This window comes from Rhodococcus opacus (assembly GCF_012396235.1).
Taxonomy (GTDB): Bacteria; Actinomycetota; Actinomycetes; order Mycobacteriales; family Mycobacteriaceae; genus Rhodococcus_F; species Rhodococcus_F opacus.
This window is the reverse complement of sequence record NZ_JAAXPA010000032.1, coordinates 90,905-106,064: the sequence shown is the minus strand read 5'-3', so window position 1 is coordinate 106,064 and position 15,160 is coordinate 90,905. Positions and strand designations below refer to the sequence as shown.

14 protein-coding genes and 1 pseudogene are annotated in these 15,160 nt (G+C 68.5%); 11 read left to right on the top strand and 4 right to left on the bottom strand.

Going from position 1 to position 15,160, the window contains the following annotated elements; translation table 11 throughout:
* Positions 1 to 440: pseudogene (locus HGB39_RS31585) on the top strand (anti-sigma-D factor RsdA); the annotation flags it as partial.
* Between the two features lie 85 nt (positions 441 to 525).
* Here HGB39_RS31585 and HGB39_RS31580 read toward each other — a convergent pair.
* Positions 526 to 930 carry a DUF5319 domain-containing protein gene (locus tag HGB39_RS31580; RefSeq protein ID WP_005239778.1) on the bottom strand — a complete coding sequence of 135 codons (405 nt, stop codon included), beginning with the start codon at positions 928 to 930 and terminating at the stop codon, positions 526 to 528.
* A 243-nt stretch (positions 931 to 1,173) separates the two neighbouring features.
* Between HGB39_RS31580 and guaB the strand changes: the two genes are divergently transcribed.
* The 4 genes from guaB to guaA all read left to right on the top strand — a co-directional run bounded on the left by guaB (position 1,174) and on the right by guaA (position 7,459).
* Positions 1,174 to 2,697, top strand: coding sequence for an IMP dehydrogenase (guaB, locus tag HGB39_RS31575; protein WP_005570999.1), 1,524 nt, complete (start codon positions 1,174 to 1,176; stop codon positions 2,695 to 2,697).
* Between the two features lie 33 nt (positions 2,698 to 2,730).
* Complete coding sequence (locus HGB39_RS31570; protein ID WP_005257142.1) at positions 2,731 to 3,870, top strand: GuaB3 family IMP dehydrogenase-related protein; 1,140 nt, start codon at positions 2,731 to 2,733, stop codon at positions 3,868 to 3,870.
* Positions 3,871 to 4,080: 210 nt separating this feature from the next.
* Positions 4,081 to 5,823: a GMC family oxidoreductase N-terminal domain-containing protein gene (locus tag HGB39_RS31565; protein ID WP_005257140.1), complete on the top strand. Its 1,743-nt coding sequence runs from the start codon at positions 4,081 to 4,083 to the stop codon at positions 5,821 to 5,823.
* A gap of 64 nt (positions 5,824 to 5,887) precedes the next feature.
* Positions 5,888 to 7,459 carry a glutamine-hydrolyzing GMP synthase gene (gene guaA / locus HGB39_RS31560; RefSeq protein ID WP_005570997.1) on the top strand — a complete coding sequence of 524 codons (1,572 nt, stop codon included), beginning with the start codon at positions 5,888 to 5,890 and terminating at the stop codon, positions 7,457 to 7,459.
* 60 nt (positions 7,460 to 7,519) lie between these two features.
* Here guaA and HGB39_RS31555 read toward each other — a convergent pair whose 3' ends face one another.
* Together HGB39_RS31555 and HGB39_RS31550 are read right to left on the bottom strand one after the other, a co-directional pair.
* Positions 7,520 to 7,747, bottom strand: coding sequence for a hypothetical protein (locus tag HGB39_RS31555; protein WP_005570995.1), 228 nt, complete (start codon positions 7,745 to 7,747; stop codon positions 7,520 to 7,522).
* Positions 7,740 to 9,257: a PspC domain-containing protein gene (locus HGB39_RS31550; RefSeq protein ID WP_043792227.1), complete on the bottom strand. Its 1,518-nt coding sequence runs from the start codon at positions 9,255 to 9,257 to the stop codon at positions 7,740 to 7,742. Before HGB39_RS31550 ends, HGB39_RS31555 begins: the two co-directional genes overlap by 8 nt.
* 68 nt (positions 9,258 to 9,325) lie before the next feature.
* Here HGB39_RS31550 and HGB39_RS31545 point away from each other — a divergent pair, with 68 nt between their 5' ends.
* The 6 genes from HGB39_RS31545 (at position 9,326) to HGB39_RS31520 (ending at position 13,757) form a co-directional block, all read left to right on the top strand.
* Entirely contained in the window at positions 9,326 to 10,708 is a 1,383-nt protein-coding gene (locus tag HGB39_RS31545; RefSeq protein ID WP_210753098.1) for an ATP-binding protein, read from the top strand.
* Between the two features lie 157 nt (positions 10,709 to 10,865).
* Complete coding sequence (locus tag HGB39_RS31540; protein ID WP_005570989.1) at positions 10,866 to 11,369, top strand: YbaB/EbfC family nucleoid-associated protein; 504 nt, start codon at positions 10,866 to 10,868, stop codon at positions 11,367 to 11,369.
* A complete protein-coding gene (locus tag HGB39_RS31535) occupies positions 11,366 to 11,680 on the top strand; it encodes a WXG100 family type VII secretion target (protein ID WP_052024043.1) in 315 nt (104 codons plus the stop codon). Before HGB39_RS31540 ends, HGB39_RS31535 begins: the two co-directional genes overlap by 4 nt.
* Entirely contained in the window at positions 11,680 to 12,537 is an 858-nt protein-coding gene (locus tag HGB39_RS31530; RefSeq protein WP_005570984.1) for a WXG100-like domain-containing protein, read from the top strand. Before HGB39_RS31535 ends, HGB39_RS31530 begins: the two co-directional genes overlap by 1 nt.
* A 52-nt stretch (positions 12,538 to 12,589) precedes the next feature.
* Complete coding sequence (locus tag HGB39_RS31525; protein ID WP_005570983.1) at positions 12,590 to 13,057, top strand: RDD family protein; 468 nt, start codon at positions 12,590 to 12,592, stop codon at positions 13,055 to 13,057.
* A 40-nt stretch (positions 13,058 to 13,097) separates the two neighbouring features.
* Positions 13,098 to 13,757, top strand: coding sequence for a response regulator (locus tag HGB39_RS31520; protein ID WP_005257121.1), 660 nt, complete (start codon positions 13,098 to 13,100; stop codon positions 13,755 to 13,757).
* A 12-nt stretch (positions 13,758 to 13,769) separates the two neighbouring features.
* Here HGB39_RS31520 and HGB39_RS31515 read toward each other — a convergent pair whose 3' ends face one another.
* On the bottom strand, positions 13,770 to 14,981 hold the full coding sequence (locus HGB39_RS31515) for a serine/threonine-protein kinase (RefSeq protein ID WP_005257120.1): 1,212 nt from the start codon (positions 14,979 to 14,981) through the stop codon (positions 13,770 to 13,772).
* Positions 14,982 to 15,160: the final 179 nt, after the last annotated feature.

Here is a 15,160-nt window from a genome sequence, read left to right as displayed (position 1 = left end):
TGCGCAACGAACTCGACGTGTGGCGTGCGAAGCTCGCCGCGGAGGTCGAGAAGATCGCTCCCACCACGCCGCCCGCGGCGACGACGCCCGGTACCACCACCACCGACGCGCCGACACAGACCACCGAGTTGCCGGCCACGGTGCCGGGGACACCCGGTTCCACGACCGCGCCGGGAGTCGAGCAGTTGCCGGGAACCCTGCCCACGGATCTGCAGATTCCGGGACTGCCGCCCATTCCGCTGCCGCAGCTGCCCACGCTGCCGCCTCCGCCCGAGACGTTGCCGTCCACGAGCCCGGATCCCACGATCATGTTGGTTCCGACGCTGCCCTCGGACATTCCGGCGACGGAGCCATCCACCCAGCAGCCGCCGCAGGAGCCTTCGACGGTGCCGCTACCCACCACCACGACCCCGGTCCCGGTGCCGCCGCCCACCAGCTAGCGGTTCGTCGGCCCTTCCGCACAGACCACTGTGGCCCGACACTTCGCGTGTCGGGCCACAGTGGTCTGTATCGGGGTGTGCCGGATCAGGCGTCGAAACCGTCGCCGTGCAGGGCGTCGTTCATCGAGGCGTCCGCGTAGCCGCGGCAGTAATCCCAGGTGACGTATGCCTCGGGTGTCGGGTCGTAGGCGGGCTCGTGCGGGCGCACGGTGCCGTCGACCAGAAGCTGGAGGAGGTTGGCACGGAGCATGTCCCAATCGTGGTAGTGATCTTGCTGGCAGTCTTCGCAGCAGACGACGAGACCGCGGATCCCGCGATGCGCCAGCAGCGCCTCGTACACGGCGAGGTCGGCCAGATCTTCCTCCACGGCGAGACGCTCGTGGGGGTCGAGTGGCTGGCCCGGTTCGATCGCATCGAGAGCTGCGGAGGGGTCGGCGGGGTCGCCGGCGAAGGGGTCCGGGGGCAGACCTGGAGGCAGTTGATCGCGCACAGCACCACGGTACGCAGGTCAGCCCGGTCTGCGCCAGCCGTTCGGCGTACGCCCAGCGTGGGTGGGCTCCGTGGTGATCGCGTCGAGCCGATATCATGGTTTGTGGAGCTGGGAATATCGATCGTCGCTCCGGCCTTTTTCTTGTATCCGTGTTCCCGAAAGTTTCCACCAGATCGAAGATCTGAATGTCCACAGACGGCGCCACCGGCGCCGCACCTATGTTCCATGGAGGGCCCGAACCGCATGACAAGTTCAGCAGGGCATGTACACACCGGCGGTGACGACCCGAACAAGGTCGCGATGCTGGGTCTCACGTACGACGACGTCCTGCTCTTGCCGGCGGCGTCGAATGTCATCCCCGGCCAGGTCGACACGTCCAGCCAGCTGACCAGGGACATCCGGCTGCGAGTGCCGCTCGTCAGCTCCGCGATGGACACCGTCACCGAGGCGCGGATGGCCATCGCCATGGCCCGCGCCGGCGGGATGGGCGTCCTGCACCGCAACCTGTCGGTCGAGGCGCAGGCCGGGCAGGTGGAGACGGTCAAGCGGTCCGAGGCGGGAATGGTCACCGACCCGGTCACCTGCAAGCCGTCGGACACCCTCGCCGAGGTCGACGCCAAGTGCGCCCGCTTCCGGATCTCCGGACTTCCGGTGACCGACGAGGCCGGGCAGCTCGTCGGCATCATCACCAACCGCGACATGCGCTTCGAGGTCGATCAGAACCGCGCCGTGTCCGAGGTCATGACGAAGGCCCCGCTGATCACCGCCCAGGAGGGTGTGACCGCGGAGGTGGCGCTGGGCCTGCTCCGCCGCCACAAGATCGAGAAGCTGCCGATCGTGGACGGTCAGGGCAAGCTCACGGGCCTCATCACGGTCAAGGACTTCGTGAAGACCGAGCAGCACCCGGACGCCACCAAGGACCGCGACGGCCGGCTCCTCGTCGGCGCCGCCGTGGGTGTGGGCGACGAGGCGTGGAGCCGCGCAATGGCCCTCACCGACGCCGGGGTGGACGTGCTCGTCGTCGACAGCGCCCACGGTCACTCGGCCGGCGTGCTGGACATGATCTCGAAGCTCAAGGCAGAGGTCGACGAGCGTGTGCAGATCATCGGCGGCAACGTCGCCACCCGCAGTGGTGCGGCCGCTCTCATCGAAGCCGGTGTGGACGCGGTGAAGGTCGGTGTGGGCCCCGGCTCCATCTGCACCACCCGTGTCATCGCCGGTGTCGGCGCCCCGCAGATCACGGCGATCCTCGAAGCGGTCGCCGCGGCCAAGCCGCACGGTGTGCCGGTGATCGCCGACGGTGGACTGCAGTTCTCCGGCGACATCGCGAAGGCCCTGGCGGCAGGCGCGTCGACGGCCATGCTCGGTTCGCTGCTCGCAGGCACCGCGGAGTCGCCGGGCGAGCTGATCCTGGTCAACGGCAAGCAGTACAAGAGCTACCGCGGCATGGGTTCCCTCGGCGCGATGCAGAGCCGTGGCGCCGCGAAGTCGTATTCCAAGGACCGCTACTTCCAGGACGACGTGCTGTCCGAGGACAAGCTGGTTCCGGAGGGCATCGAGGGCCGGGTCGCGTTCCGCGGTCCGCTGTCCCAGGTCACCCATCAGCTCACGGGCGGTCTGCGGGCCGCCATGGGTTACACGGGAGCGTCGTCGATCGAGGAGCTGCAGAACGCGCAGTTCGTGCAGATCACGGCTGCGGGTCTGAAGGAGAGCCACCCGCACGACATCACGATGACAGTCGAAGCTCCCAACTACACCGCTCGCTAGCAACCAGTCACGATTCACGAGAAAGGGGCGCGCGTGCGCGACCTCGTTGAGATCGGCATGGGCCGAACAGCCCGACGAACCTATGAGCTGGACGACATCGACATCGTCCCCTCCCGCCGGACCCGCTCCTCCAAAGAGGTGTCGACGTCCTGGCAGCTCGACGCATACCGGTTCGACATTCCGGTGCTGGCGCATCCGACCGACGCGCTGGTCTCGCCGTCGTTCGCGATCGAACTCGGCAAGCGTGGTGGCCTCGGGGTCATCAACGGTGAGGGTCTGTGGGGCCGGCACGCGGACGTCGAGGCGAAGCTCGCCGAACTCGTCGCACTGGCCGAGTCGGACGTCGACGTCGAGGCGCCGATCAAGAAGCTGCAGGAACTGCACGCGGCGCCGTTGCAGCCGGGACTTCTGGCCGCTGCCGTGGCCCAGGTCCGCGATGCAGGTGTCACGACCGCGGTGCGGGTCAGCCCGCAGAACGCCCGGGCGCTCACCCCGCAGTTGCTCGAGGCGGGCATCGACCTGCTGGTCGTGCACGGCACGATCATCTCCGCCGAGCACGTCGCGCACGGCGACAGCGAGCCGCTGAACCTCAAGACGTTCATCTCCGAGCTCGACGTCCCCGTGGTGGCCGGTGGGGTGAGCGATCACCGCACCGCACTGCACCTGATGCGCACGGGCGCGGCCGGTGTGATCGTCGGATACGGCTCCACCGAGGGCGCCACGACCACCGGTGAGGTGCTGGGCATCGGTCTTCCGATGGCCACGGCGATCGCGGACGCCGCTGCTGCCCGCCGCGACTACCTCGACGAGACGGGTGGACGCTACGTCCACGTGATCGCGGACGGCGACATCACGTCCTCGGGCGACCTCGCCAAGGCGATTGCCTGTGGCGCGGACGCCGCAGTCCTGGGCGCACCGCTGGCCGTTGCCGCGGAAGCTCCCGGCGGCGGCTGGTACTGGCCGTCGGCCGCGGCGCACCCCTCGGTTCCGCGCGGCACGATGCTGCCGGTCTCGTTCGGTGACCGTCCGTCGCTCGACCGGGTCCTCACGGGTCCGTCCGATGACCCGTTCGGTTCGCTGAACTTCGTCGGCGGGCTGCGCCGGTCGATGGCGAAGTCGGGGTACTCGGATCTGAAGGAATTCCAGAAGGTGGGCCTGACGGTCCGCGCCTGAGGCGTCCGTCCGTCACTGCTTTCTCTCGTCGCCCGATGTCACATCGGTGCAGTTCAACTGCACTGGTGAGGCATCGGGCGACGTGCGTTTGCGGGTATCGCGACCGTTCCTGATACCTCTCGTTACAGTTAGGTGACCCTTGTGGCAGCTGTCACAGCCGCGGGGTGCATACTGGCGAGTAATAACTCAGGTGTCGTTGGAGGTCGAGTGATGAGCAAGCAGCGCGCAACGGAGTACGACGTCCTCATCGTCGGTTCCGGATTCGGTGGCAGTGTCACCGCGCTCCGATTGGTCGAGAAGGGCTACAAGGTCGGCATCCTCGAGGCGGGCCGTCGCTACGCCGACGCGGACTTCGCGAAGACCAGCTGGGATCTCAAGAAGTTCCTGTGGGCGCCCGCTCTCGGTTTCTTCGGCATCCAGCGCGTCCACCTGCTGCGCGACTGCCTCATCCTCGCCGGCGCCGGCGTCGGTGGCGGTTCGCTCAACTACGCGAACACGCTCTACAAGCCGCCTGCCTCCTTCTTCCAGGACAAGCAGTGGTCGCACATCACCGACTGGCACGACGAGCTCACGCCGTACTACGAGCAGGCCCGCAAGATGCTGGGCGTGGTCCAGAACCCGCACATGACCCCCGCCGACGAGATCATCAAGTCGGTCGCGGAGGACATGGGCGTGGGCGACACGTTCATCCAGACCCCGGTCGGTGTCTTCTTCGGTGAAGCGGGAAAGACCGTGCCCGACCCGTACTTCGGTGGCGTCGGCCCCGACCGCACCGGGTGCATCGAATGCGGCGAATGCATGACCGGATGCCGGCACGGCGCCAAGAACACCCTGCTCAAGAACTACCTGGGCCTCGCAGAGAAGGCCGGTGCCGAGATCATCCCGATGACGACGGTCACCGGTCTGCGCGAGGCGTCCGACGGCACCTGGGACGTCTTCACCCGGCGCAGCGGGCCGCGCAAGAACCGGAACCGCAAGACGTACACGGCCGCGAACGTCGTCCTGGCCGCGGGCACGTGGGGCACTCAGCATCTGCTGTTCGACCAGAAGGAGACGGGCGCGCTGCCCAAGATCTCCGACCGCCTGGGGGTACTCACCCGCACCAATTCGGAGTCGATCCTCGGCGCCGCCAAGAACAAGGTGGACCCCGCGCTCGAGCTCACCAAGGGCGTCGCCATCACGTCGTCCTTCCACCCGACGTCCGACACCCACGTCGAGCCGGTGCGCTACGGCAAGGGGTCGAACTCGATGGCCCTGCTGCAGACGCTGCTGACCGACGGTGGCGGCAGGCGGTGGGTGACGTTCCTCAAGGAACTGGCCAAGGATCCGACGGCTCTGAAGGTCCTCACCCCGTACAAGTGGAGCGAGCGCACCATCATCGCCCTCGTGATGCAGAACCTCGACAACTCCATCACCACGTACACGAAGAAGGGCCTGTTCGGTCGGCGCAAGGTCACCAGCAAGCAGGGTCACGGCCAGCCGAACCCCAGCTGGATCCCGGCGGGCAACGAGGCGACCCGCCGGATCGCGGAGAAGATCGACGGCCGCGCGGGCGGCACCTGGGGAGATGTGTTCAACATCCCGCTCACCGCGCACTTCCTCGGCGGCTGCACGATCGCGTCGGAACCGTCGAAGGGCGTCATCGACCCCTACCACCGCGTGTGGGGTTACCCAACGCTGAGCGTGGTCGACGGTTCGGCCGTGTCCGCGAACCTGGGCGTCAACCCGTCGCTGACGATCTCGGCGCAGGCCGAGCGTGCGGCTTCGCTGTGGCCGAACAAGGGCGAGAAGGATCAGCGGCCGGCGCAGGGCGAGGGATACCGGCGCCTGAACCCGGTCGCCCCGGTCGCCCCGGTCGTCCCGGAGGGGGCGCCCGCCGCACTGGTGCTGCCGATCGTCGAGATCCGCAACAGCTCTGTGGTGCCCGACACGCAGAAGCACGGCGTTGCATAGGACCCGAGAGGGCCGGGTCATGGGGTCGCGCAGACCACAGAGCTGCGCCGATTAGACTGACCCGGTGGCAGATATCGAGCAACAGAGACCGGTCCTCGTCGTCGACTTCGGCGCGCAGTACGCGCAGCTGATCGCCCGACGGGTGCGTGAGGCCAAGGTCTATTCCGAGGTGGTTCCGCACACCGCGACCGTCGAGGAGATCGCGGCCAAGAATCCCCTCGCCGTGGTGCTGTCGGGCGGGCCGTCGAGCGTCTACGCAGACGGGGCGCCCCAGCTCGATCCGGCACTGTTCGATCTGGACATTCCGGTGTTCGGCATCTGCTACGGATTCCAGGCCATGGCCGGCGCGCTCGGCGGGACGGTGGCGCACACCGGCACCCGTGAGTACGGCCGGACCGACCTCAAGGTGCAGGGTGGTCTGCTGCACGAGGGACTTCCGTCCAGCCAGCCCGTGTGGATGAGTCACGGCGACGCGGTCACCGAGGCCCCGGCGGGCTTCGAGGTGACGGCCACCAGCGAGGGCGCACCCGTCGCCGCGTTCGAGGACCGGGCCCGCAAGCTCGCCGGTGTGCAGTACCACCCGGAGGTGCTGCACTCGCCGCACGGCCAGCAGGTGCTCAGCCGGTTCCTCCACGAGATCGCAGGCATTCCTCCCGCATGGACGGCCGCGAACATCGCCGACGCCCTCGTCGAGCAGGTCCGCGAGCAGGTCGGCGACGGCAAGGCGATCTGCGGACTTTCGGGCGGTGTCGACTCCGCTGTCGCGGCGGCACTCGTGCAGCGCGCGATCGGCGACAACCTCACGTGTGTGTTCGTCGACCACGGTCTGATGCGTGCGGGGGAGCGTGCCCAGGTCGAACAGGATTTCGTTGCCGCCACCGGCGCCAAGCTGATCACGGTCGACGCCGCCGACACCTTCATCGGTGAGCTGGCCGGGGTGTCCGACCCGGAGACCAAGCGCAAGATCATCGGCCGCGAGTTCATCCGCAGCTTCGAGGGCGCGGTCAGTGACGTGCTGGGCGAGAACGCCGCGCACGGCGACACGGTCGAATTCCTCGTGCAGGGCACGCTGTACCCGGACGTCGTGGAATCCGGCGGCGGTACCGGCACGGCCAACATCAAGAGCCACCACAACGTCGGCGGACTGCCGGAAGACCTGCAGTTCACGCTCGTGGAACCACTCCGCCTGCTGTTCAAGGACGAGGTCCGGGCGGTGGGACGCGAGCTGGGTCTGCCCGAGGAAATCGTGGGACGCCAGCCGTTCCCCGGTCCCGGGCTCGGCATCCGCATCATCGGCGAGGTCACCCAGGAGCGGCTCGATATCCTGCGTCACGCGGATTCCATTGCGCGCGAAGAGCTGACGGCCGCCGGGCTCGACGGTCAGATCTGGCAGTGCCCGGTGGTGCTGCTCGCTGACGTCCGCAGCGTCGGCGTGCAGGGTGACGGACGCACCTACGGTCACCCGATCGTGCTCCGCCCGGTGTCCAGCGAGGACGCGATGACGGCGGACTGGACGCGACTGCCGTACGACGTTCTCGAGCGGATCTCCACCCGGATCACCAACGAGGTGCACGACGTCAACCGTGTCGTGCTGGACATCACGAGCAAGCCGCCGGGCACCATCGAGTGGGAGTGACGCACTGTGCGCGGTGAGCGAGTCCGACGACTCGCTCACCGCGCACATGCGCTTGCGCCCCTATCGCCGCCGGTTCGGGGCGAACACGAGCACCACGCCGACCAGCACCGCCACCACCACGAACAGCCAGCGGAACTCGACCTTCGCGAGCGGTTCCAGCGAGAACGGCCCGGCGAGCGCCCAGCCGCTCACCAGGAGTGCTGCCAATCCTGCGAGGAGCAGGAGCGGCGACGGGCGCTTCCGCGTCCCGGTCTGCTCGCTGTCCTGAGTGTCGTCGATGTCATCCACGGCGCACCTCCACACTTCCGAACTGGACATCTGCATTGAGGTTCAGAACGGGGCCGTCCGTGCCGTCGACGCCACCGTCGAGACCGTCCGGGAGGCACTGCGCGTCGCCGAACTGGGCGGTGCAGTGGTTCTCGACGTTCATGCCGGGCGGCAGGAGCACCACGACCTCACCGAACTGCCCGCTGACGTCGACCGTCTTGTCCTCGGTCAGAGTGACGTTCCGGAGGTCGAGCGTGAAGCTGCCGAAGCCACCGGAGTAGGCGGGCTCGATGGCGGCCGCTGTCGTCGGGTTCCAGGTCCGGTCGCCCATGTTCTCGCTGTTCAGGTCGAGGGACCCGACGATCGAGGCGAGGATCACGAAACCGATCAGGGGACCTGCGACGACGAGAAGGCCGTAGCCCTTGCGCAGGAATCCGCCGATCAGCAGCCCCACTCCGATGACGGCCAGCGCGACGGCGCCGATGCGACCGGGGTTCAACCAGTCGGATCCGGTGGCGACCGACAATGCCGTCGCCGCCGCGGCCGCCAGGATGGCCAACCCGATCACCATGGTGGTCAGACGGGAGTGGGTGCGCTCCGGTTGGACTGCGGGAGTGGTGGTCCTGGCCGGCTCGGGCAGGTCCCACGCGAACGGGGCTACACCGAGCGGATCCCACGCCGGCGGTCGCGGTTCGAGCGGCGCGAACGGGGCCGAGGGTGCGTCGACCTGCGGACCGGGGGCCGGGGACTTCTCGAACGACACCGGATCGGATTGGGCGGCAGCGGTTTCGGGATTCAGTGCCTCGGTGGGCGCGTCGGCCGTCTTGTCGTCCGAGGTGGGAGGTGTGCTCGGCGTGTAGGAGTCGGGAAGCTTCGTGTACGGACCGTACGCACCCGGACCGTACGCACCCGGACCGTACGCACCCGGACCGTACGCACCCGGACCGTAGGCACTCGGACCGTACGTGCCCGGGCCGAACGGGTTGGCGCCGAACTGACCCGGCGAGAAACTCGTCCCGGGATAACCGGTCCCGACACCCGGGGCAACGGCTCCGGCGGGCAACGGCGGAGGTATCGGCTGCCGCTGGTACAGCAACCACAGGCCGCCGAGCATCAGCGCCATGCTGATCAGCCCGGAGCCGCCGAGGCCGACACCGAACGGGCCGACGGTGGTCAGCGCGATGGCCAGTGCGACGAGAAGGACGATGGTCTTGGTGCCCGAGTCGGAGCTGTGACCGCGTCCCACCAGCGACTCCGCGGGTGAGGCCGGGTCGCCCGACTTCGTGAGGGCGAGCCAGCACGCCAGGTAGAGGAGCACACCGGCGCCACCGAAGATGGTGGACACGACGAAGGCGACTCGTATCAGTACGGGATCGACGCCGTAGCGGTAGCCGATTCCCGCACAGACACCGGCGACGTGACCACGGCCCGGCAACCGCACCGGTCGGGTCCGCCACAGATCCTGTATCTGCTCTTGGAAGCTCCCATTGCTCATATGACCATCGTTCCGGTCGGCGCGGCGGGCGTACATCGGGAACTACCCTGATCTTTCCGGTCGGGGTGGGCCGGAACGCGTGCCGAAGTCAGGGTTGGACCCTGATGCCGCGGCCCGGGGATCGTGCCAGTATCGAAGATGTGCACCCTGTGTCGAACACGTCCGCGGGCGGCGCCCAGTACGCGGGCGCCGTGACCGCGCCTGTCCCATCCGGCGGCATCCCCATGCCGCGGCTCGAACGCCGGACCGGTGGTCGCATCGTCGGCGGCGTCGCGGGTGGTATCGCCGATCAGCTGGGTGTCGACGTGATGAAGGTGCGGGTGGCGTTCGCCTGTCTCGCCGCGCTCGCCGGTGCGGGCATCGTCGCCTACGGACTGTTGTGGATCTTCACGGCCGCGGGTTCCGACACCGAGAAGCCCAGTGCGTCCGAGCGACGGAGAGCGTACGGACTGATCGCGATCGGCCTGGCCGGTGCGTCCGCGCTGTCGTGGTTGTTCAGTGGCCGCGTCGGTTCGGTGATCGCACCGATCATCGTGGTGGCGGTCGGCGCGGCCCTGGTGTGGCGCGAATTCGATTCGGAGGGCCCGCGCACCGTCATCGGGCTACCGCAGCGTCCCACCGTCCTCACCTGGGCGCGGGTCCTCGGCGGCGTGACGTTGATCGTGTCGGGTCTCGGTGTGGTGATCCTCGCGCAGGTCGATCTCGCTGCGCTGCGTTCGTCGTTGCTGGCGGTGGTGGTCACCCTGGTCGGCGCCGGGTTGCTGACCGTGCCCCTGTGGTTGCGACTGTGGCGCGCGCTGGGCGCGGAGCGTGCCGCCAGGATCCGCAATGACGAGCGTGAGGAGATCGCGTCACACCTGCACGACTCCGTCCTGCAGACCCTGGCGCTGATCCAGAAGCAGGCCGACCATCCGCAGGAGGTCGCGCGGCTGGCCCGGGGGCAGGAACGGGAACTGCGGAAGTGGTTGTTCGGTGGGGGAGACGCCGACCATTCGAGTCTCGCGGAGGCGTTGCGCATCATCGCGGGCGAGGTGGAGGACCACCACGGCGTCACGGTGCGGCCGGTGACGGTCGGCGATGTGGCGATCGACGTCGACGACACGGGCGAGGGTCTGTCGAAGGAGAGTTTCACGGCGGTGCTGGGTGCGACGCGGGAGGCTCTGGTCAACGCGGCCAAGCATTCCGGGGAGACGGACATCAACCTGTTCGCCGAAGCGGAGCGCGAACAGGTCAGCGTGTTCGTCCGGGACCGCGGCGTCGGATTCGACGTCGACGAGGTGTCCCCGGACCGTCAGGGCCTCGCGAAGTCGATCCGTGGACGGATCGAGCGGCGAGGCGGGCACGTCGACGTGCGGTCCGCACCCGGCAAGGGCACCGAGGTGCGAATCCACATGCCGCGGAACGGCCGGACGTGGGCGGCAGCGGGCGCTTCCGAGGACTCGGATGCTGCCGGCGTCGAGGACGTGCCGTTCAGTCAGGGTGCGTGAGCACCACTTTCGCCGTGTCGGCGCACTGGTGCGCGGTGTCTGCTCGCATGCTGTCCCGGTGAGGGGGTAATGTTCGCCGGCGACACGACTGTGGGGGTCGTGTGGTCGCATCCTGCTGTGGCGGGGTGAGACGCGCGAGATGTCAAGGGGGGATTTCATGTTCGACCGTGAGGGTCTGCGCGTGCGCGAGCACGAGTTGCAGAATCAGATCGATTCGATGCTGGCCACGCTCGACCGGCAGACGCAGGATCTGCATGCCGCTCAGCAGCAGGTGGCGCAGCTGCGGGTGAGTGGGGCGTCGGCCGACGGACTGGTGCAGGTGGTGGTGAACTCGGTGGGCGGCGTAGTGGACGTGCACTTCGCCCCCGACGCGTTCCGGCGGTCGACTCCCGAGTCGCTGGGGCGTGCGATGACCGAAGCCGCCCGGCGGGCGGGCGAGGCCGCGCACAGCGAGTCGATGCGCATCATGGGATCGATCGTGTCCGCGACCGAGACCCTGCCGGATCTGCCGGACCTCGTTCCCGGTGCTCCGAGCCTGCGGGACTTCCTCCCGCGCCTCGAACCCGACGTCGGCGGCGTCCCGGCCGATCGGGAACCGGACCCGGATAATCCCGACGACCCGCGGTGGAATCGGCCGGTCCTGCGGGACGGATGGCAGTGAGCGCGCAACTGTGGGTGGACTCGGCGCATCTGCGCAGCGTCGCGCCCCGATTCGAGGCGCTCTCGCAGCGGATGGCAGAGGTCGCCGCCGCACTGCATTCGACCCTCGAGGCCGAGGGGGAGTGCTGGGGCGGCGACGAGACCGGGACGACGTTCGCGAGCGGGTATCTGGCGTCGGCAGACGTGGCCGGGCGGTCGCTGGGGTTCGCGGCCGGGGCGCTCGCCGCGCTCGGATCCAGGCTCAGGAGCACCGCCGACTCGTTCGACGACACCGACCGCGGCACCGCATCCAGCCTCGCCGGGCTGTTCTGATGGGCATCGAGGTTCCGGGCAGTGTCCGGTGGCTGGCGGAGAAGGTGGTCGGGGCGGACTGGCCCGACGCGGACGAAACGGCGATGGAGCGGCTCGGGCAGGGGTGGAAGGACGCCGGAGCCTCGCTCGACGACATCATCGAGGAGGCCGACGCCGCCATGCGGTCGGCGAGATCCGGGGTCAGTGGTGACGTCGACACCGCGATGGCGCAGCAATGGGCGCGGATCGGTGCGGACGGGGCGCTACGCGAGTTGTCGGGGTTGCTCCACGAACTCGGCGACACCCTCGACTGGTCGGCCGACGACGTCCGGGTCGCGAAACTGTCGATCATCGCGGCGCTGGTGGCGCTCGCGGCCGAACTCGTCGCGGTAGCCGCGGCCAGCGCGATGACGTTCGGTGCGGCGAGCCCGGCCGCATTCGCGGCGGAAGCGGCCACACAGGTCACCGTCCGAATGATCATCCGGCAGCTGATCACCTCGATCCTCACCCGCGCCGCCATGGGCGCTCTGAAGGGCGTGGCAGGGACGGCGGCCATGCAGGCGACGTTGGAAGCCGGCCTGCAGTGGTACGAGAAGGAACACGGGCGACGCGACAGCATGGACTGGGGCAACGTCGCCGAAGCGGGCGGCAAGGGTGCGGTTCAGGGAGGCTTGAAGGGGGCCGTCAACGGTGCGTTCGGGCTGAAGCTCACCGACCCTCGTTCCCAGTTCGGGGGCATGCTCGGCTCCTACGTGCAGGAGGACACCGTCGGCACACCGAGGTTCAGCGACGCCGTCGTCGACGAGATGCTGGACCGGACCGGACTCGATGACGACGTCCGGCGTGCCCGCGACGAGATCGACGGGCGTCTGCCGTGAACGGGGACAGCCATAGCTTCCGCCGGGAGACCGACATGACGGTGAGACCGACATGACGGTGGATTCACGCCGGGGCGTACCGAGCAGGCACGGCGTGCACGGTGACCCCCGCTACCCCTCGCCCCGCAGGCTGCGGCGGGCGACCGCCTTCGCGATCGACTGGCTCCTCCATATCGGCGTGGCGATCGGGGTGTCGGCGGTGTGCGAGGCATTTCCGGAACTCACGCCGTGGTCTTTCGCTGCGGCAGTGTCCTCCTGGATTGCAGTGTCGTTCGTGCACCGAACCGTTCTTCAATCGGTGTTCCATACAACGGCGGGGAAAGCACTGTGTGGACTGTGCATCCTGAAGTCCGACGGATCGTGGCCAAGGTTCGGCTTCCTCACGAAATGGTGGGTGATCGGTGCATTCTCGACCGTTCTCGTCGCCTTTTCCGGCGCGGGTGGCGACAGTGACGAGGAGGACGACTGGTTTCCTCCGGTCGTTCGGCTCCGAGACGTCCGGCGCCTGCACGTCACCTAGAGTGGGGTGACACTACCCGTCCACGCGAGGAACAGCCGCAGTGACTTTGCCTGAAACACCCCCGTACCGTGTCTTTCTCGTCGATGATCATGCCGTTTTCCGTTCCGGTGTCCGCGCCGAGCTCGGCAGGGAACCGGACATGGAGGTGGTGGGCGAGGCGGGCGGTGTCGCGGAGGCGGTGTCCGGCATCAACGCCACGTCACCGCACGTCGTGCTGCTCGACGTCCATATGCCCGACGGCGGCGGTGTCGCGGTGCTGCGGGGTATCGAGTCGGGTCCGGTGTGCCTGGCGCTGAGTGTGTCCGACGCTGCCGAGGACGTGATCGCCGTGATCCGCGCGGGCGCCCGCGGGTACGTCACCAAGACGATCTCGGGCGCGGAACTGGCCGACGGCGTGCGCCGGGTCGCCGGCGGTGACGCCGTGTTCAGCCCGAGGCTCGCGGGATTCGTGCTGGACTCCTTCACCGGACGTTCCAATGCTCCTGAGCCGCAGCTGGATCCGGAGCTGGATTCGCTGACGCCGCGGGAGCTGGAAGTGCTGCGGCTGCTCGCACGCGGTTACACGTACCGGGAGATCGCCGAGGAACTGGTGATCTCGGTGAAGACGGTCGAAACGCACGCGTCGAACGTGCTGCGGAAGACACAGCAGTCCAACCGGAATGCGCTCACGAGGTGGGCGCACCGCCGGCGGATCGACTGACCTCCCGGGGTGTCAGGGCTGGGCGAGGAGGACGATCACGGCCACGAGCACGGCCAGGATCAGGATCGCGACCATGACACCCATGGCGATCGGCGCCCACGCCACCACCTGATCGCGGACAGTGGGGGCCGGCGAACCGGGAGCGGGTTTCGTCGGGCGCGGCGGCCACTGCAACCGGCCGAGCGGACGCGGCACGTTCTTGAGCGGTGTGCTCTGATGCACCGCGGGCAGACCGGCCTGGGTGGAACTCACCAGTTTGCTGCGCCGGCGTGAGTCGGGCAACGGCGTCGAGCGGTGTGCCCACGCCGGGATGGTGCCGTCTGCGGAATAGACGGGCGAGCCGACGAGGTGCGCGACGTTTCCGTCCCCGGCCATGGCCACCCGGGCCAGGGCATCGCGGGCCTCGGCCATCGTCGGACGACGCGCCGGGTCGGGCTCGAGCAGGTGCAGCAGCGTGTCGGTGAGCGGCCCGGCCTTACTGGGACGGTAGATCTCGGCCTTCGCGACCCGGTGCAGGAGTGCGATGGAATCGGAGTCGATCCCGAACGGCGGCTGGCCCTCGACGACGGTGTACAGCGTGGAACCGAGCGAGAAGACGTCGCTCGCCTCGGTGGGGTCCTGACCGCGGGCGACCTCGGGGGAGAAGTACGCGGGTGTGCCGGTGATGACCCCGTTCGTGGTGTCGGCGGAGTCTCCCTTGGCGCGGGCGATGCCGAAGTCGCTGATCTTGACGGTGCCGAGTTCCCGGCCGCGGTCGGCGACGAGGATGTTGCCCGGCTTGATGTCCCGGTGCACGATCCCGGCGGCATGGGCGGCCGTGAGTGCGTCGGCCACCTGCGCGCCGATCTGGGCGACCTCGAGCGGGGGCAGTGTGTCGGCGATGTTCATCGCCTGGGCGAGGCTGCGGGACGGCAGGTACTCCATGACCAGCCAGGGCTCGCCTGCCTCGAGTGCGACGTCGTACATCGCGATGGAATGGCGGTGGGCGAGTTTGGCGGCGTTGCGACCTTCCCGCATGGTGCGTTCGCGGACACGGCGGGCCTCGTCGGGGTCGAGTCCGGCCGTCGTGGTGACCTGTTTGATGGCGACGTCGCGGTGCAGCAGGGTGTCCCGGGCGAGCCAGACCGCGCCCATTCCACCGCCGCCCAGTTTGGACCGCAGGCGGTATCTTCCGGCCACCAGGTATTCGGGTCCGATGCCCCTTTCGCTCTGCTCCTGCTCCATCACGCGTTCAGGTTAGAGGATTGTGCGGACACGAGATGTGCGACGGTCCTGACCTGGCCATTCGGGGTCCACTTGACGGGCCACCACCGACCGGCTTTACTTGAAATGAGTTCGAAAATACGTTCGAACAAAGCGTCTGTTCGAGCCGCGTCTTCCCCGTGGTTGCCGACCGCTGTTGG

Excerpts from the sequence above, each read along its gene's own strand:
- guaB (WP_005570999.1), top strand. The coding sequence starts at position 1,174 with ATGACAAGTTCAGCAGGGCATGTACACACCGGCGGTGACGACCCGAAC.
- HGB39_RS31565 (WP_005257140.1), top strand. The coding sequence starts at position 4,081 with ATGAGCAAGCAGCGCGCAACGGAGTACGACGTCCTCATCGTCGGTTCC.
- HGB39_RS31550 (WP_043792227.1), bottom strand. The coding sequence starts at position 9,257 with ATGTACGCCCGCCGCGCCGACCGGAACGATGGTCATATGAGCAATGGG.
- HGB39_RS31545 (WP_210753098.1), top strand. The coding sequence starts at position 9,326 with ATGCCGCGGCCCGGGGATCGTGCCAGTATCGAAGATGTGCACCCTGTG.
- HGB39_RS31540 (WP_005570989.1), top strand. The coding sequence starts at position 10,866 with ATGTTCGACCGTGAGGGTCTGCGCGTGCGCGAGCACGAGTTGCAGAAT.
- HGB39_RS31530 (WP_005570984.1), top strand. The coding sequence starts at position 11,680 with ATGGGCATCGAGGTTCCGGGCAGTGTCCGGTGGCTGGCGGAGAAGGTG.
- HGB39_RS31525 (WP_005570983.1), top strand. The coding sequence starts at position 12,590 with ATGACGGTGGATTCACGCCGGGGCGTACCGAGCAGGCACGGCGTGCAC.
- HGB39_RS31515 (WP_005257120.1), bottom strand. The coding sequence starts at position 14,981 with ATGGAGCAGGAGCAGAGCGAAAGGGGCATCGGACCCGAATACCTGGTG.